The sequence below is a fragment of the Kocuria varians genome (genome assembly GCF_006539885.1).
In the GTDB taxonomy this organism is placed as follows: Bacteria; Actinomycetota; Actinomycetes; order Actinomycetales; family Micrococcaceae; genus Kocuria; species Kocuria varians.
This window is the reverse complement of sequence record NZ_BJNW01000005.1, coordinates 98,678-116,516: the sequence shown is the minus strand read 5'-3', so window position 1 is coordinate 116,516 and position 17,839 is coordinate 98,678. Positions and strand designations below refer to the sequence as shown.

General features: G+C 71.8%; 13 protein-coding genes. 9 read left to right on the top strand and 4 right to left on the bottom strand.

Annotated features, from left to right (window positions below; translation table 11 throughout):
- Positions 1–72 precede the first annotated feature (72 nt).
- The 4 genes from KVA01_RS04175 to KVA01_RS04165 all read left to right on the top strand — a co-directional run bounded on the left by KVA01_RS04175 (position 73) and on the right by KVA01_RS04165 (position 6,820).
- Entirely contained in the window at positions 73–1,002 is a 930-nt protein-coding gene (locus tag KVA01_RS04175; protein WP_233438751.1) for an alpha/beta hydrolase family protein, read from the top strand.
- Positions 1,003–1,242: 240 nt separating this feature from the next.
- Positions 1,243–2,313 (top strand): AMP-binding protein, encoded by a 1,071-nt coding sequence (locus tag KVA01_RS13270; RefSeq protein ID WP_231860523.1) that lies wholly within the window; start codon positions 1,243–1,245, stop codon positions 2,311–2,313.
- Positions 2,292–5,381, top strand: coding sequence for a Pls/PosA family non-ribosomal peptide synthetase (locus tag KVA01_RS04170; protein WP_233438750.1), 3,090 nt, complete (start codon positions 2,292–2,294; stop codon positions 5,379–5,381). Before KVA01_RS13270 ends, KVA01_RS04170 begins: the two co-directional genes overlap by 22 nt.
- The gene (locus tag KVA01_RS04165; protein WP_068466992.1) at positions 5,378–6,820 is read left to right on the top strand and encodes a DUF418 domain-containing protein; all 1,443 of its coding nucleotides are present in this window, start codon (positions 5,378–5,380) and stop codon (positions 6,818–6,820) included. Before KVA01_RS04170 ends, KVA01_RS04165 begins: the two co-directional genes overlap by 4 nt.
- A gap of 47 nt (positions 6,821–6,867) precedes the next feature.
- On the opposite strand, the gene KVA01_RS04160 is transcribed toward KVA01_RS04165, so the two are convergent.
- Together KVA01_RS04160 and KVA01_RS04155 are read right to left on the bottom strand one after the other, a co-directional pair.
- Positions 6,868–7,650 carry a 4'-phosphopantetheinyl transferase family protein gene (locus KVA01_RS04160; RefSeq protein WP_141269053.1) on the bottom strand — a complete coding sequence of 261 codons (783 nt, stop codon included), beginning with the start codon at positions 7,648–7,650 and terminating at the stop codon, positions 6,868–6,870.
- Entirely contained in the window at positions 7,647–8,450 is an 804-nt protein-coding gene (locus KVA01_RS04155) for a thioesterase II family protein (protein ID WP_233438749.1), read from the bottom strand. The genes KVA01_RS04160 and KVA01_RS04155 overlap by 4 nt, the downstream gene beginning before the upstream one ends.
- 349 nt (positions 8,451–8,799) lie before the next feature.
- Here KVA01_RS04155 and ybaK point away from each other — a divergent pair, with 349 nt between their 5' ends.
- The 5 genes from ybaK (at position 8,800) to KVA01_RS04130 (ending at position 14,768) form a co-directional block, all read left to right on the top strand.
- On the top strand, positions 8,800–9,312 hold the full coding sequence (gene ybaK, locus KVA01_RS04150; protein ID WP_141269073.1) for a Cys-tRNA(Pro) deacylase: 513 nt from the start codon (positions 8,800–8,802) through the stop codon (positions 9,310–9,312).
- 104 nt (positions 9,313–9,416) lie between these two features.
- Positions 9,417–10,280, top strand: a complete 864-nt coding sequence (gene efeU / locus KVA01_RS04145) for an iron uptake transporter permease EfeU (protein WP_141269049.1) — start codon at positions 9,417–9,419, stop codon at positions 10,278–10,280.
- Positions 10,281–10,334: 54 nt separating this feature from the next.
- Positions 10,335–11,501: an iron uptake system protein EfeO gene (gene efeO / locus KVA01_RS04140; protein WP_141269047.1), complete on the top strand. Its 1,167-nt coding sequence runs from the start codon at positions 10,335–10,337 to the stop codon at positions 11,499–11,501.
- Between the two features lie 4 nt (positions 11,502–11,505).
- Positions 11,506–12,813 carry an iron uptake transporter deferrochelatase/peroxidase subunit gene (gene efeB / locus KVA01_RS04135; RefSeq protein WP_068468616.1) on the top strand — a complete coding sequence of 436 codons (1,308 nt, stop codon included), beginning with the start codon at positions 11,506–11,508 and terminating at the stop codon, positions 12,811–12,813.
- Positions 12,814–13,085: 272 nt separating this feature from the next.
- Positions 13,086–14,768 (top strand): purine-cytosine permease family protein, encoded by a 1,683-nt coding sequence (locus KVA01_RS04130; protein WP_141269045.1) that lies wholly within the window; start codon positions 13,086–13,088, stop codon positions 14,766–14,768.
- A gap of 80 nt (positions 14,769–14,848) precedes the next feature.
- On the opposite strand, the gene KVA01_RS04125 is transcribed toward KVA01_RS04130, so the two are convergent.
- Complete coding sequence (locus KVA01_RS04125; RefSeq protein WP_141269043.1) at positions 14,849–16,234, bottom strand: NtaA/DmoA family FMN-dependent monooxygenase; 1,386 nt, start codon at positions 16,232–16,234, stop codon at positions 14,849–14,851.
- 152 nt (positions 16,235–16,386) lie between these two features.
- Positions 16,387–17,826, bottom strand: coding sequence for an MFS transporter (locus KVA01_RS04120; protein WP_141269041.1), 1,440 nt, complete (start codon positions 17,824–17,826; stop codon positions 16,387–16,389).
- Positions 17,827–17,839 lie beyond the last annotated feature (13 nt).

Sequence of the window (17,839 nt, the reverse complement as noted above, 5' to 3'; positions counted from 1 at the left end):
GTGTCTGGCACCGGGAGCCGGCCCCGGACGACGACACAGGTGATCAGCGGGCTGAGGGGTACGATTTCCGCCATGCCCACCGCTCCCTCGAGGACGGGCGCCCGACGCCCCGGCTGGCGGCTGATCTCGGTGCTGGCCCTGCTGCTGGTGCTGATCGCCTCCGCCGTGGTCGTCGCCGTGAACCCGTTGCGCTCCGCCGACGCTCCCACCACCGACTGCACGACCTACGGGCTGTCCTCGGACGATCCCCGTGCCCATCCGCACACCGTCACCCTGCCCACCCGGGACACGGACGAGGACCAGACGCAGGCCGGTGCGCTCGGCGCGCTGCAGCAGACGTTCACCTCCCGCGGGGTGACGAGCAAGTACCACGTGCTCGACGGCGGGGTGGACACGCGCCGCCCGGTGGGCCTCGTGGTGGACCTGCACGGCGACGGCGGGGCCGAGTACTCCGAGCCCGGTGGGCGCACGACCTGCCTGGCCGCCGTGGCAGCTTCCCACAACGACCTCCTGGTGGTGCCGCTGACCCCGGACTGCCGCGGAGCGTGCACGTGGTGGGAGGAGCTGCGGCCGAACCTGCGCTGGCTGCGGGCGCTCGTGCAGGAGCGCCTGCTGCCGGATCTGCCGGTGCAGCGCGACCGGGTCTCCTGGATCGGCTACTCCGGCGGTGCGGAGATGCTCAGCTACGGGGTGCTCAGCAGCGCCCGTGACCTGGTGACCGGCGGCGCGGCGATGGTCGGCGGCGGCGGGGCGCCCGACTCCCTGGACTCGCCCGCGACGAGCGCGCAGAAGCAGGACCTCCTGATGCGGTGGTACGCGGGCGAGGACGACGACGGCACCGATCCGAATTCAGATTTCAACGCCGTGCGCGCCGCCCGCGAGGGACAGCGTTTCTACGAGAAATCTGGATTCAAACGCACACAATTGTCCCTCATGCCGGGGCACAACCACTTCAACATGCCGGATTCCACGATACTGGACAACCTTCTTACGGACGAGTAACCCGACCGGAATCCTTGTGACCCGGGTGATGCGCCCCCGGAAACGCGGGCCCACCAGCGGGGATGCGACCCCCGCAATGCACCGGGCACAATGCCGCGTTCGCAGGATGTCGCGCTGTCGTCGAGGTCGGGGGACCTGGTCGACGTCACAAGAAACATCCGCCTTCACGAGTCTCGTATCCGAGGGACACGTGCGTCTCCTCCTGCCCCATCGGTCCTCAGCGAGGGGGAGCTACACGTAGTGGACAGCCAAGAACAGAGCAGCGGGGCCCATCCGGCCACCGCGGGTGCGGGCGCCGGCCCGGACCGTGCGGTGTACCCGGTGGAGCAGCCACCCGCACCGCGGACCCTGGTGGACATCGTCCTGGACACCGTCGAGCAGTACCCGGACGCGATCGCGCTCGAGGACGAGGACGAGAGCGTGCCCTACGGCGAGCTCGAGGACCGCATCGAGACGCACGTGCAGCGCCTGTGGGACCTGGGCATCGGCCGCGGTGACCGCGTGGGCATCCGCGTGCCCTCGGGCGGCGTCGACCTCTACATCGCGATCCTCGCGACCCTCTTCGCCGGCGCGGCCTACGTGCCGGTGGACTGGGACGACCCGGACGAGCGCGCCAACACGGTGTGGGAGGAGGCCGGCGTCGCCGCCGTCTTCGGCCAGGGTCTGGAACTGACCCGCAACCCCGCCGTTGCCGCCGGTGAGCAGACCGAGACGCCGCGCACCCGCGACGACGCCTGGATCATCTTCACCTCGGGCTCCACCGGCAAGCCCAAGGGCGTGGCCATCAGCCACCGCTCCGCCGCGGCCCTCGTGGACGCCGAGTCCCAGATGTACCTGCAGCGCCGCCCGCTGGCCCCCGGTGACCGCGTGATGGCCGGGCTCTCCGTGGCGTTCGACGCCTCGTGCGAGGAGATGTGGCTCGCGTGGCGCCACGGCGCCACCCTGGTGCCCGCACCGCGCAAGATTGTGCGCTCCGGCCCGGACCTCGGCCAGTGGATCGTGGACAAGCAGATCACCGCGGTCTCCACCGTCCCCACGCTGGCCTCCCTGTGGCCCAGCGAGGCCCTGGACCGCGTGCGCCTGCTGATCTTCGGCGGCGAGGCCTGCCCGCTGGAGCTCACCAAGCACCTCGTGCGCCCGGGCCGCGAGGTCTGGAACACGTACGGCCCCACCGAGGCCACCGTGATCGCTACTGGCGCCCTGCTCAACGGCGAGGCCCCCATCCGCATCGGCCTGGCCGTGCCCGGGTGGGAGCTGGCCGTCGTCGACGCCGCGGGCGAGCCCGTCGCGTGGGGGAGACCGGCGAGCTGATCATCGGCGGCGTGGGTCTGGGCCGCTACCTGGACCCGGCCAAGGACGCCGAGAAGTACGCGCCGCTCGATTCCCTGGGCTGGGACCGTGCCTACCGCTCCGGGGACGTGGTGCGTGCCGAGAAAGAGGGCATCGTCTTCGCCGGGCGCGCGGACGACCAGGTCAAGGTCTCCGGGCGGCGCATCGAGCTCGGCGAGATCGACAACCAGATGACCGAGGTCCCCGGCGTGAAGCTCGGCGCGTGCGCCGTGCACTCCACCCCGGGCGGCGGCAGCGTGATCGCCGGCTACCTCGTGCCCGAGTTCGAGGGCTCCGTGGACCTCTCCGAGGCCCGCCGCTGGCTCGTGGAGCGCCTGCCCGGCGGCATGGTCCCGGCGCTGTGCCTCATGGACGAGCTGCCCATGAAGACCTCCGGCAAGGTGGACCGCAAGGCCCTGCCCTGGCCGCTGCCCACCACGAACGACGACGGCTCCGCGCCGCTCGAGGGTGACCTCGCCTGGCTCGCGGAGCTGTGGGCGGACCAGCTCGGCCCGCTGCCCTTCACCGCGGACAGCGACTTCTTCGCGATGGGCGGCAGCTCCGTGGCGCTCGCGCGCCTGGTCTCCGCGCTGCGCAGGACGCACCCGGACACCGAGATCGCCAAGATCTACTCGCACCCCACCCTGGAGTCCATGGCCGGCTACCTGGCCACGCTGGTGGAGTCCCACGACGTCAAGCGGGACCCGGAGCCCATCCCGGCATCGGCCGGGTGGCTGCAGGGGCTGTTCCTGCTGGCCCTGAACGTGCTCAACGGCTTCCGCTACGTGGTCGGCTCGATCATCGTCGTGTGGATCCTGGCGGTCGTCGCGGACGCCGGCTGGGTGCCCAGGCCCCCGCTGCTGCCGTTGATCGTGGGCTGGCTCGTGATGTTCTCCCTGCCCGGGCGCGTGCTGATCGGCGCCGCCACGGTGCGGCTGCTCACCGCCGGGCTGAAACCCGGGCACTACCCGCGCGGCAGCTGGAACCACGTGCGCGTGTGGGCCGCCGAGCGCGTGGTGGTCTACAACAAGTACGACGTCCTCACCGGCACACCCATGGCGCGCGGACTGCACCGCCTGTTCGGCAACAGGATCGGCAAGGGGGCGCACCTGTACCACACGCCGCCCGTGACCGGTCTGGTGAGCGTGGGCGCGCACTCCACCGTGGAGTTCGAGTCCGACCTCGCGGGCTACTGGCTCGACGGCGACGTCTTCCACGTCGGTGCCATCGAGGTCGGCGACAACGCCCGCGTGGGCACCCGCACCCTGATGGACCCGGGTACGCGCGTGGGCGACGGCGCCGAGGTGCTGCCCGGCTCGCACGTCACCCACAGCATCCCGGACGGGGAGCTGTGGGGCGGGTCCCCGCTGCGCCACCGGGGCACGGCCGGACTGACCTGGCCGGAGGGCTCCCCGGAGTCCACCGGCGGTCTGAAGACCTGGGGCGCAGGACGCTCCTACCTCATGTACTGCCTCGGCACGGTGCTCGTGGGTTTGCTGCCGCTGATCGCGCTGATCCCCGGCGCGCTGATCGTGCTCACCCGCGTGATCCACATCCAGGAGTACGAGATCGTGTTCCCCATCGTGGCCGTGTGGGTCCCGGTGTTCACGGTCGTCACGGCCGTGGTGTGGCTGCTGCTCGTCGTCGCGATCGTGCGGCTGCTGGCCGGGAAGATCGTCCCGGGCTACTTCCCGCAGGAGAGCACGGTGGGCTGGGCCATGTGGCTCACGGAGACCCTCATGCAGCGCACGCTGATCTCCACCTACCCGATCTACGCCTCGTGCATCACCCCGTGGTTCATGCGCCTGCTCGGTGCGAAGGTGGGCCACAACGTGGAGATCTCCACCGCGGAGACCATCCCGCACCTGACCACGCTGAAGGACGGCTCGTTCCTCGCGGACCACGCCCTGGTGACCTCCCACCGCGCCGGCTTCGGCTGGCTGCACGTGGGCACCTCGGTGATCGGCGAGCGCACGTTCGTGGGCAACTCCGGCATCGTGGGTCCTGACCGGGACCTGCCGGCGGACGCCCTCGTGGCCGTGCTCAGCTCGGCGCCGTACCACGCCCCGGCAGGTTCCTCCTGGCTGGGCCGCACCGCGGAGCCGATCGCCCGCGCCAAGACCGAGGCGGACTCCGAGTCCACGTTCCAGCCGCAGCGCCGGCTCAAGGCCGCCCGCGCGTTCGTGGAGTGCTTCCGCTTCCTGCCGGCCATGGTCTCCGCCTGGCTGGACCTGATGATCGTGTACGTGCTGACCGAGGTCTACATGTCTCACGGCATGGGGCTCGACGGCGTGCTCGCCGCGTTCGCGTGGGCCGGTGTGGTGCTCACGGTGGCCAGCACGCTCGCGTGCCTGGTGCCCGTGCTCGTGAAGTGGGCGCTGATGGGCCGCTTCCGGCCCTCGGAGCGTCCGCTGTTCAGCTCCTTCGTGTGGCGCAACGAGCTCACGGACGTCTTCGCCGAGTCCCTGGCCGTGCCCTCCATGATCCGCCTGAGCGTGGGTTCACCCATGTTCAATGTGTGGGCGCGCCTGATGGGCTCCGAGGTGGGGCGCAGCGTGTGGTGCGAGACCTGGTGGCTGCCCGAGTTCGACCTCGTGCACCTGAAGGACAACGTGTCCGTGAACCGCGGCACGGTGCTGCAGACCCACCTGTTCCACGACCGCATCATGCGGATGGAGCCGGTGACCATGCGCAGGGGCTCCACCCTGGGCCCCAACAGCTTCGTGCTGCCGGGCGCCACGATCGAGGAGCGCACCACGGTGGCTCCGGGCTCGTTGGTGATGCGCCAGGAGACGGTCCCCTCGGACGGCAACTGGGGCGGCAACCCCATCCGGCACCTCGAGCCGGGTGACCAGGTGGTCAGCGCCCTGGTGGTGCCCACCCCGGCACCGCCCACCGCCGGCACCGGCTCGGACGGCGCCGGAACCACGAGTGCCGCGAGCGCCGCGGAGCCGCAGCGGTCCGCGGGCTCCACCGCGGCGCCGTCGACCCGAACGGTGACCATGCCCCTCGGGGACGCCACCACCCACCACGAGGGAGCCAGCGAATGACGCAGCACAGTGTGAACGAGGACGTCGTGGAGGGCGACCTCCCCGTCGGGCAGCGCCCGCAGCCGGGGCCGCGCCCACCGCGCGAGGTGTGGCTCGGGGACCGCGGAGATGAGGGCCGCACGGCCGCGGAGAGCGGTCTGTGGACGCAGGCCACCCCGGTGGTCACCGCGCCCCCGCGCTCGACCTCCGCGCCCCGCCAGGGGGCGGTCACCCGCAACGTGACCAGCGCGGACGGGCGGCGCACGAAGCGCCGCATCATGGGTGTGGACGTGGCCCGTGGCTTCGCGCTGATCGGCATGATCGCGGTGCACGTGCTGCCCTCGACCGTGGGCCCGGAGGACGACCCCTCCCTGGAGTGGACGCTGTTCGCGGGTCACTCCGCGGCGCTGTTCGCGATGCTCGCCGGTGTGAGCCTCGCCTTCATGACCGGTGGCCGCCACCCCCGCACGGGCCGTGACGGGCGCCGGGCCCGGGTCTCGATCCTGGTGCGTGCGATCGTGCTGTTCCTGATCGGCATGACGGTCAACTTCCTGGACCTGCCGGTCTTCAACATCCTGATCTACTACGGCCTGATGTTCCTGGTGGCCATCCCGTTCACGCTGCTGAGCGTGCGGTGGCTGCTGGCCTCCTCCGTGTTCTTCGCGGTGGTCATGCCGTTCTTCATGCAGTGGTCCCTCTCGGTGCTGCCGGCGCACGTGTACGGCAACCCGGGCTTCGTGGCACTGTTCACCGATCCCGGGGCCGTGCTCGCGGAGCTGTTCCTGACGGGCACCTACCCCGCGCTGCCGTGGATGACGTTCATCTGCCTGGGCATGGCCCTTGGCCGGATGCCGCTGTCCCGCGACCGCGTGCAGGTGCTGCTCGTGATCGTGGGTGCGGTGGTGGCCGCGATCGGCAAGGGCGTGGCCATGCTGATGCTGTGGCGCTTCGACCTCGAGGAGGCCCTGGTGGACGCCACCCCGTGGATGACGTGGGAGGACGTCTGGAACATCCAGCTCTTCGGCCCGGACCCCCAGATGCCGAACACCACGAACCTGTGGCTGCTGCTCTCCGGCCCGCACACGAACACCCCGTTCGCGCTGGCCGAGAGCGCCGGCATGGCCATGATCGCCCTGGGGGCGTTCCTGCTGCTCAGCCGCGTGATCGGCAAGTGGCTGACCTGGCTCGGTGCCATGGGCTCCATGACGCTGACCCTGTACGTGAGCCACCTGGTGTTCCTGGCGTTCGTGTGGACGGACGGTGCGCCGTGGTTCTGGTACTTCGTGCAGGTGGTGGTCGCGGCACTGTTCGCGGTGGCCTGGCAGAAGGCGGTGGGCAACGGCCCGCTCGAGCGCCTGGTCACGAAGGTCTCCAAGGGCGTGGCGGCGGCCGTCGTGCCGCCGGAGAGGACGACGCCGCGGCGTCGTGCGCAGACGGGCACGCGGGCGCGGAAGCGCTGACCCCGGCCTGAGCCGCGCCGGCTTCCGGCGCACCGGACGAACGGACCTCAGCCCTGCGGGGCGGGGTCCGTTCGCCATGCCACGGCCAGGCGGGTGTTCTCCCGGGCGGGGCAGCGCACGTCGCCCACGCTCCAGCCGCGGCCGTAGCTCGCGCGGGTGCCCGGGCCCACGTTGACGCTCGCGGGATCGCGCGCGAGTCCGGTGCCCCAGCCCTTCAGCAGGGCCCCGACACGCACCCACGCGCGGGTGACCTCCAGGGCACGACGCCGCCCGCGCAGCTTCAGCAGCCGGGTGCGGTCCACGGGGCGCAGGATCTCCAGGAGCACGTCCGTCTCCACCCCGCTCTGCACGCGCTCGACGTCCACGCCCACCTCGCACTGGGCCGTGACCACGGCCACGATGCCTGCCGCCCGGGACACCGAGAACCGGACGGGACGCACGCCGCCCAGGACGGGTGAGAAGCCGAGCTCGGGACCGGCGTCGCCGTGCGCTCCGGCCACCGTGCGGGCCCGGCCGTGCACCTCGAGGGGCGCGCCGGTGAGGGGGTCGTGGGCCACCGGGACGTCCCGCGGGGAGCAGCCCAGCCGGTGGCCGAGCACGTGGCGCAGCGCCACACGGGAGACGACGAACAGCTCCCGCGCGGAGGTCTCCTCGATGCCGTGCGCGCGGGCCAGCTCTTCCTCGCTCAGGCACGCGGTCGCGGACTGCGCCCAGGCGCGCACCTGGTCCAGGGGCAGCACGTGCAGCGTGAGGTCCGCCGGCGCCCCGGGCACGCGGCGTCGCAGCTGCGCCCACACCGGCTGCCGCAGCGGGGCGGTCCGGGTGCTCACCGCACACCGCCCACGGTCTCGTCGATGCCCGCGCGGAGCAGCTCGGCCTGCCCGTAGAGGCCGTGGTGGCCGCCGGGGACCTCCAGGCGGCGCACCGGACCGCTCGTGGCGGCGGCCCAGCCCGTCATGGACTCCGCCGTGGCCCCGGGATCCTCGCGGGCGTGCACGAGCAGCAGGGGCGTGGTGAAGCGCGGGGGTGGGGCGTCGTGGGAGAGCGAGGCGCGCAGGTCGCTGCGCAGCGGCGCGAGGACCATCTCGCGCAGACCGGGATCGGCCAGCAGCTCCTCGGGGGTGCCACCCAGGGCGAGCACCCAGGCGGCCAGGGCGTCGTCGTCCTCGAGGATCGCGGCGAGCTCCGGGTCCGGCGCCGGCGGTGCGGCCTTGGCCGAGAGCACCACGCACTCCAGGCGCCCCGGGCGCAGCCGGTCCACGGCCGCGGCGAATCCGGCGGCGATCAGCGCACCGAACGAGTGGCCGAGCACGGTGGTGGGGATCTCGTCCGCGTCGAGCACGGGCAGCAGCGCGGCCAGTGCCTCGGCCACGGCGTCCTGCGCCGTCACGGTGGCGGTTTCCGCCATGCGGGACTCGCGGCCCGGGCGGCGGTGCACGAGGATCTCGGTGCCCGGCAGCTGCAGGCTCCTGCCGGTGAGGCCGCCGCCGCCCGCGTGGGGGAACAGGACGAGACGGCGCCGCGGGGCGGGGCCGGCCGCGCTCCAGCGGTGCACTGCGGTGGCGGGCGGCACGGGCTGCCGGGCGGGGTCGGGCTGGGGAGTGGCGTCGGGGGGAGGGGTGGTGGCCAACGTCCCGGACCTCCTGGGATCGGGTGGGGGTGCCATCCACCGGGACACCCCTCCGGGCAGGGCCGCGGGGGTCGGGGCGTGGTGCGCGCGGATCGGGGGATCGCGGTGCGCACCGGCCGGCGGCTGCGGGCCCGCTCGGGGGTGGGGCGTGACGGGGGTGGCGCTGGGGGAGAAGCTCGTCCGGGCGGCGGTGGCGTCGTAGGCTCGGTGGTCGAGGGGGCGACCTCCGCGGGGGCGCTGCACCGTTCGGACTAGGGACAACAGTACCCACACCGTCCGGGAGGTGTCCGTGCGTGGACGCACCGTGACCCGCACGGCACGGCACGAGACGAAGGAGAAGGAGACGGTCATGGCGAAGAAGAAGCACGGAGCATCGGCCACCCCGGCCACGCGTGAGCTCACGACGGCGGGTGTCGCGTTCGAGGAGCGCGCCTACGAGCACGACCCGCGGGCGGAGTCCTACGGCCTGGAGGCCGCGCAGCAGCTCGGTGTCTCCCCGGAGGCCGTGTTCAAGACCCTCGTGGTGGAGCTGGAGCACGGTGGCTTCGGGGTGTGCGTGGTCCCGGTGGAGCTGCGCGCGGACCTCAAGGCCGCCGCGGCCGCCCTGGGAGCGAAGAAGGCCCACCTCGCGCAGCCCGCGGACGTGCAGCGCCTCACGGGCTACGTGCTGGGCGGGGTGAGCCCCCTGGGGCAGCGCACGAAGCTGCCCACGGTGCTCGACGACTCCGCCCGGGACCTCGAGAGGATGTACGTCTCCGGTGGTCGTCGGGGCCTGGACGTGGGGCTCGCCCCGGCCGACCTCGCGCAGCTCACCGGGGCGATCTTCGCAGCGGTCGCGGCCCCGGATCCGCGACACACCTGACACATATCGGCACACAGCCCCACAGCCCCGGAAGCACGGTTCCCGCGTGGTAATTTGACACCATATTCTTAGGTTTGCCTCACCTTATGGTGGAAGACGGGGACATGTTCCAGGCATTTCTGATCGGCCTGCGCGAAGGGCTCGAGGCGGCGCTGATCGTCGCCATCCTCATCGGATACCTCAAGCGGGTGGGACAGCGCTCGGCGCTCAAGCCCCTGTGGACCGGGGTGGTCGCGGCGATCCTCGTGGCACTGGGCTTCGGTGCCCTGCTCACGTTCGGGCCCTCCACGCTGACCTTCGAGGCGCAGGAGGCGATCGGCGGCTCGCTGTCCATCATCGCCGTGGGCTTCGTGACCTGGATGATCTTCTGGATGGCCGCCGCCTCCCGCAACCTCAAGCACGAACTGGAGTCCCGGGCCGCCGTGGCCGTCCAGGGCTCCACGGTGGGCATCGTGGTGCTGGGCGCCCTCACCGTGGGCCGCGAGGGTCTGGAGACCGCCCTGTTCCTGTGGGCCGCCACCCGCGCGGCCGGCGGCTCGGGCGGGATGCTCGGACCCGCGCTCGCGGCCGTGGCCGGAATCCTCGTGGCGGTCGTCATCGCGTGGGCCATCACCCGCGGACTGCTGCGCCTGAACCTGTCCACCTTCTTCCGCTGGACCGGCGGGTTCCTGGTGGTCGTGGCCGCGGGCGTGCTCGCCTACGGCTTCCACGACCTCCAGGAGGCGGGGATCCTGCCCGGGCTCAACTCCCTGGCCTTCGACCTCTCCGCCGTGATCCCGCCCACCAGCTGGTACGGCGTGCTGCTCAAGGGCGTCTTCAACTTCTCCCCGGCCACCACCTGGCTGGAGTTCACCGCGTGGTGGCTCTACGTGCTGATCGTGATGCCGCTGTTCGTTCTGCGCTCCCGCCAGGGCGGGCGCCGTGCCACGGCACCGGCCGCCGCGGCCCCGGTGACCACCGCCGCCTGACCCGCCCACCCCACCCACCGCCGTCGACGTCGACGGCCCAGACCGAGGACTCCCATGCCCCGTCGTGCCACAACCCTTCCCGCCCTGGTGACTGCCACGGGCCTGCTCCTCACCCTGGCTGCGTGCCAGCCCAACAACCAGTCCGGCGGCAAGGACGACGGCACGATCTCGGTGACCAGCACCGACGACACGTGCGACGTCTCCGCCACCGAGGCCCCCTCCGGGACCGTCCGTTTCGACGTCAAGAACGAGGGTTCCAAGGTCACCGAGTTCTACCTGCTCGGCGAGGACGGGCTGCGGATCGTGGGCGAGGTCGAGAACATCGCCCCGGGCCTGAACCGCCAGCTCACCGTCTCCGTCCCCGAGGGCAGGTACTTCACCGCGTGCAAGCCCGGCATGGTGGGGGACGGCATCCGCGGGGACTTCACCGTGACCAAGGGCGAGGGCGGGGACCAGAAGGACGTCCAGGACGGCGACCTCAAGAACCAGGCCACCACCCAGTACGCCTCCTACGTCAAGGACCAGGCCGAGCAGCTGCTCACCGGCACCAAGCAGTTCGCGGACGCCTACAAGAAGGGCGACGACGCCGCGGCCCGCGAGCTCTACGCCCCGGTGCGCATGCACTGGGAGCGTATCGAGCCCGTGGCCGAGTCCTTCGGTGACCTCGACCCCAAGCTGGACCTGCGCGAGGCGGACCTCGAGTCCGGCCAGAAGTGGACCGGCTGGCACCGCATCGAGAAGGACCTGTGGCCGCCCGCCACCGGCTACACGGCCCTCGCGCAGAAGGACCGCGACGCGCTCGCGGACCAGCTCGTGGCCGACACCCAGACTCTCTACGACCGCACCCGCGACATCACGTTCACCGCGGACCAGCTCTCCAACGGCGCCAAGGAGCTGCTGGACGAGGTCGCCACCGGCAAGGTCACCGGCGAGGAGGAGACCTGGTCCCACACGGACCTGTGGGACTTCCAGGCCAACGTGGACGGCGCCCGGATCGCCTACGAGGACCTCTCCCCGCTGCTCAAGAAGCGCGACGCGAACCTCGACTCCACCCTCAAGACCCGCTTCGACGACCTCCAGAAGCTGCTCGACAAGCACAAGGAGGGTGACGGCTTCGTCATCTACGACACGCTGAGCAAGGCCGAGGTCAAGGAGCTCTCCGACGCCGTCAACGCGCTGTCCGAGCCCCTGTCCACCGTCACGGACAAGGTCGTGGAGTAAACAGGTGGGCGAGACACCGCGGGACGAGACCCCCACCACACCCACCCGCCGCGGGTTCTCCCGGCGCGCCCTGCTCGGCACCGGCGCCGGGGCGCTCGCGGTCGGCGCGGGACTCGGGGCGGCGGGTCGTCCCGCGGTGGCCGCGCTCGAGGACGCCCTCGGGGACCACGAGCCGCAGGACGTCGTGGACTTCCACGGCGAGCACCAGGCCGGGATCGTCACCCCGGCCCAGGACCGGCTGTGCTTCGCGTCCCTGAACGTGCTCACCAAGGACCGGGCCGAACTGATCTCCCTGCTCAAGGACTGGACCGCCGCGTGCCGGCGCATCACCCGGGGCCTGGACGTCACCGAGACCGGTTTCGACGGCGGCTCCGAGTACGCCCCGCCCCAGGACACGGGGGAGGCCCACGACCTCAGTGCCGCCCACCTGACCGTGACCGTGGGCTTCGGGCGCTCGCTGTTCCAGGACTCCTCCGGCAAGGACCGCTTCGGGCTCAAGGCCCACCTTCCGAAGGGGCTGATCGAGCTGCCGCACTTCGCGGGGGACCAGCTCGAGGACGCGCGCACCGGCGGGGACCTGTGCATCCAGGCGTGCGCGGACGATCCCCAGGTGGCGGTTCACGCGGTGCACAACCTGATCCGCATGGGCTTCGGGGTGGTCTCCACCCGGTGGATGCAGCTGGGTTTCGGGCGCACGTCCTCGACCTCCACCGCCCAGGCCACGCCGCGCAACCTCTTCGGCTTCAAGGACGGCACCGCCAATCTCAAGGCGGAGGACTCCGCGGCGATCGACGACCACGTGTGGGTCAGGGACGACTCCTGGCTCAGCGGTGGCACCTACCTGGTGGCCCGCCGCATCCGCATGATCCTCGAGACGTGGGACCGTGAGGCGCTGTCCGGGCAGGAGAAGATCATCGGGCGCACCAAGGGCACGGGGGCACCCCTGTCCGGCGGTGAGGAGTTCACCCCGGTGGACCTGAACATGATGGGCTCCGGCAACCAGCCGATCGTGCCCGTGGACTCCCACGTGCGCCTGGCCCACCCGGACACCAACCACGGCGTGCAGATGCTGCGCCGCGGCTACAACTACGCGGACGGCACGGACACCCTGGGCAACATGGACGTGGGGCTGTTCTTCATCGCCATGGTCAAGGACCCCGCCACCGGATTCGTGCCGATCCAGAAGAAGCTGGCCCGGGAGGACGCCCTGAGCGAGTACCTGCGCCACACCGGCTCCGGGCTCTTCGCGGTGCCCCCGGGGGTCCCGGCGGACGAGAACGCCTACCTGGGGCAGCAGCTCTTCGAGGCCTGAGCCCGCGCCCCCTGAGCTGCGAGGCCCGTGCCACGCACGACGACGCCGCGGTGACCGCGGGCGCTCGGCGAACCGCGGCGTCGCCGTCCCACGACCGTTACACGAGGTGCCCGCGCGATACACGCCGCACTCACGCCGTCAACATCCCGGAAACATGACCGCGTCAGGATCGGGTCATCCGCGCAGACCGCGGACCACCGGACGCGCACGTGTGCCGCCCGGTGGGGATTCCCCGAGGGGTCCGCTCCCGTGCGCGACGAAAGGATGGCGGCATGTCCCTGGACGTGGATGCCCGCAACGAACTCTCCACCCCGGCGCCACCGGCGGAGACCGGGGCCCGCTCGGCGGCGAAGGAGAGCCTGGAGGACTACACGCTGCGCTTCGCCCCGCGCTCCTACCGCACGTGGGGCCCGGGCGTGGTGGCCACGAGCGCGCTCGGTGGCATCGCCTACCTGGCGGACTTCTCGATCGGGGCGAACATCGGCATGGCCCACGGCACCACCAACGCCCTGCTGGGGATCCTGGTGGCCGCGGTGATCATCTTCGTCACGGGGCTACCGCTCGCGTACTACGCGGCGCGCTACAACCTGGATCTCGACCTCATCACCCGCGGCTCGGGCTTCGGGTACTACGGCTCGATCATCACCAACGTCATCTTCGCGACGTTCACGTTCATCCTCTTCGCGCTGGAGGGCTCGATCATGGCCCAGGGGCTGGAGCTGGGCCTGGGGATCCCCAAACCGGTGGGCTACGCGATCGCCACACTGATCGTGATCCCACTGGTGATCTACGGGATGAAGTCCCTGGCCAAGGTGCAGGTGTGGACCACGCCCCTGTGGCTCGTGCTGATGGTGATCCCCGTGGGGTACCTGGTGGTCTCCGACCCCTCCTCCGTGGGGCAGTTCCTGGACTACCGGGGCGAGTCCGGCCAGGGGCCGAGCTTCGCGGCCGTGATGCTCGCGGCGGGCGTGTGCCTGTCCCTGATCGCGCAGATCGCCGAGCAGATCGACTACCTGCGCTTCATGCCTCCCAAGACGGACGAGAACCGGGTGGCCTGGTGGCGCGCGGTCATCCTCGCGGGCCCGGGCTGGGTGCTCTTCGGTGCGGCCAAACAGATCACCGGCCTGTTCATCACGGTGTACCTGATCGCGCGGCTGGACCCGGCGGCGTCGGCGACCGCCAACGAGCCCGTCCACCAGTTCCTGGGGGTCTACCAGCACATGATGCCCGGGTGGCTCGCGATGCTGCTGGCCGTGGTGCTCGTGGTGATCTCGCAGATCAAGATCAACGTGACCAACGCGTACTCGGGCTCCCTCGCCTGGACCAACTCGTTCACCCGCGTGACCCGCACCTACCCGGGGCGGCTGGTGTTCGTGGGGGTGAACCTGGCGATCGCGCTCACGCTCATGGAACTGAACATGTTCGACTTCCTGAACACCGTGCTCAGCTTCTACGCGAACTGCGCGATGGCGTGGATCGTCACGGTGGCCACGGACATCGTGGTCAACAAGCACGTCCTGGGGCTCTCGCCCAAGGTCCCCGAGTTCCGCCGCGGCATGCTGCACAACTGGAACCCCGTGGGGCTCGTCTCGCTGGGGCTCTCCGCGGGGATCTCGATCGCCATGTTCTTCGGGGCCTTCGGACCGGGGATCGCCCCGTTCTCCCCGATCTTCGCGGTGCTGATCGCGGTGGTCGCCACGCCTCTCATGGCCATCCTGACGCGCGGTCGCTACTACCTGCGGCGCACGGACGACGGCATCGACCTGCCCTACACGGACAAGGACGGCAACCCCTCGGACGTGACCCTCACGTGCCACGTCACCGGCCTGGACTTCGAGCGCCCGGACATGCTGCGCTCCAACGAGCCCGGGCCCGACGGCGAGGTGCAGCACATCTCCTCGCTCGCCCTGGCCACGGACAAGACCGGGCGGTACGTGCTCCCCGCGCAGAGCTGAACGGTCAGGGCCGAGCCCGGGAGGCGACGGGGCCGCCTCCCGGGCTCAGCACTGGTTCCACCGTCGACCGGTCGGCCGCCTCACCGCCGGTACGCCGCCCCCGGGTGATCGGCGGGCAGCCGGCTCCCGCCCCCGCCGAAGACCTCGCGGGCGGTGCGGGCCGGGGCCGCGGCGTCGTCGTGGCGCTCGCGGGCGGGCCCCAGAAGTCCGCGCTCGCGCAGCACCGGCGCCACGAAGCGGCCGAAGCGCTCGAAGTCCGCGGGGCGCACGCACGCGTTGACGTTGAAGCCGTCCACGTCCGCGTCCCGGGCCCAGCGTTCGAGCTCGTCCGCGACCGTCTCGGGGGAGCCCGTGATCACCGGTCCGCGCCCGCCCACGGCCACGAACTCGGCCACGCGGCGCGGGGTCCAGGCGGCGTCCGGGTCCATGGTCGTGAAGGACGCGAGCGCCGAGCGGTTGGCGTCCGTCTCCACGTGCTCCAAGGGCGCGTCCGGGTCCGCGTCCGAGAGGTCCACGCCGGTCCACCCGCCGAACAGGGCCAGCGCGGCGGGGACGTCCACGTGCCGGCGGTACTCGGCGAGGCGCTGCTGGGCGGCCTCGTCCGTCTCCGCGACCACGACCGCGACGTTCGTGAACGCCTTGACGGACTCGGGTGCGCGGCCGGCGGCCCGCGCCTCCTCGCGCAGCCTGCCGGTCCAGCGCGCCACGTGCTCGGGCGTGGGCCCGGAGAAGAACACCGCCTCCGCGTGCTTGGCGGCGAACTCCAGGCCGCGCGGGGAGGCACCGGCCTGGAAGAGGAACGGGGTGCGCTGGCGGGTGGGGGCCGTGAGCGCGGGGGCGGTGACGTCGAAGTACGTGCCGTGGTGCTGCGCGCCGCGCACCTTCTGCGGGTCCACGACGACGCCGCTCGCCGGGTCCGCGACGTACGCGTCGTCCTCGTAGCAGCCCTCCCACAGCGCGTAGACCACGTCCATGTACTCGTCCGCGCGGTCGTAGCGCTCGTCGTGGGGCAGCTGCGTGCCGAGGCCCAGGTTGCGGGCGGCGGACTCCTGGTAGGAGGTCACCACGTTCCACGCGATGCGCCCGTCCGTGAGGGCGTCCAGGGTGGCGAAGCGGCGGGCGAGGTCGTAGGGGGCCGCGTAGGTCACCGACGCCGTGACGCCCACGGCCAGGTGCTCCGTGGCCTTCGCGAGCAGCGGGGCCAGCAGCAGGGGGTCCAGCTGCGGCACCTGCACCCCACCGCGCAGGGCGGCGTCCGGGCTGCCGCCGTACACGTCGTAGAGACCCAGCACGTCCGCGAGGAAGATGCCGTGGAAACCGGCGTCCTCGATGATCCGCGCCTCCTTCTCCCAGTGCGCCGGGGAGGCGAAGTCGCGGGACTCGTCCTCCGGGTGCCGCCACAGCCCCGGGGACTGGTGGACGGGCACGGGCATCTCGAAGGCGTTGAACAGCAGCGGGCGGGGCATGGGGGTCCTTTCGGGTGGGATCGGGTCGAGGTCTGGTGGGGCCGGAGGGGCTCTCAGGCCGGGGTGTCTGGCCGGGTGGAGCGCGCGGGGTGGGGGCTCGCCGGGTACGACGCCGCCGCGCAGGGTTCCTGCCCGGCGGCGTCGTCCTGCGCTCAGGCGGGGACAGGGGCGGCGAGGCGCGTGGGGACCACGCGGGCGCCGTCGGCCACGGAGTCCCGGGCCATGCGCCCGGTGAGAACCGAGACCGCCGCGAGCACGGCCAGGTAGCCGCACAGCAGCCAGGGGGTGCCGCCGCCGGTGGCCACGAGCCACGCGGCGATCATGGGCGTGAGGCCGCCGGAGAGGATCGTGCCCACCTGGTAGCCCAGGGAGACCCCGGAGTAGCGCAGGTGCACGGGGAACTGCTCGGCGAACAGCGCGGCCTGGGGGCCGTAGATGCTGTCGTGCAGCACGGCCAGGCCCAGCAGGTAGACGAGCGGCAGCAGGGCGAGCGGACCCCGGTCCAGGAACAGGAAGTACGGCCACACGAACACCCCGATCAGCGCGGCGGAGACTACGGAGATCCGCCGGCGCCCCACACGGTCCGAGAGCCAGCCCCAGAAGGGCCCGCCCACGATGCCCACGCCCGCGGCGATCAGGATCGAGACTATGACCCACTGGCTCTGCCCGCGGTGCTGGGTGACGTAGGTGAGGGTGTAGACGGTGAGGATCGAGAAGATCGCGGGCTGGACCATGCGCTGGCCGATGCACACGATGACACCGCGCGGGTAGCGGGTCAGGACCTCCCGCACGGGGGAGAGCGCCTGGTGGTTCTCGGCCTTGACCTCGCGGAACTCGTCCGCATCCGAGACACCGGCGCGGATCACCAGGCCGATCACCACGAGCACCGCGGAGAACACGAACGGCACCCGCCAGCCCCACGCCTGGAACTGCTCGGCGGTGGTCACGGCCTGCACCACGGCAAAGAACGCGGTGGACAGCAGCATGCCCGCGGCGGAGCCGACCTGCGTGAACGAACCGAACAGCCCGCGCATCCCGGCGGGGGCGTGCTCCACGGACAGCACCGCCGAACCGCCCCACTCCATGCCCGCGGAGAGCCCCTGCAGGATCCGGCACGCGACCAGCAGCACCACCGCGGCCCACCCGATCCGGTCGAAGCCGGGCAGCAGACCGATCAGCGTGGTCGCCAGGCCCATGGCCAGCAGGGACGCCACGAGCAGCGCCTTGCGCCCGATCCGGTCACCCAGGTGCCCCGCGACGATCCCGCCCAGGGGACGGAAGAAGAACGCGATCGCGAAAGTCGCGAACGAGGCGATCACCGCCCCCACCCCGGAACCCTGCGGGAAGAAGTAATGGTTGAAGACCAGCGCGGCGGCCGCGCCGTAGAGGTAGAAGTCGTACCACTCGATGGTCGTGCCCACAAACGACGCCGCCAGCACCCGCTTCTTCGAGCGCACCGCTGCCGCGGCGGTGCGCAGGTCCCCGGGCGTCGCGCCCTCGGGGCCGGTGGCAGGGTGTTCGGGACCGGTGGCCGCGTCGTCGGTGCGGGGGAGAACCGCGTGGTGGGTGCGGCCGGGTGCTGTGTCGCCCATGGACAATCCTTCG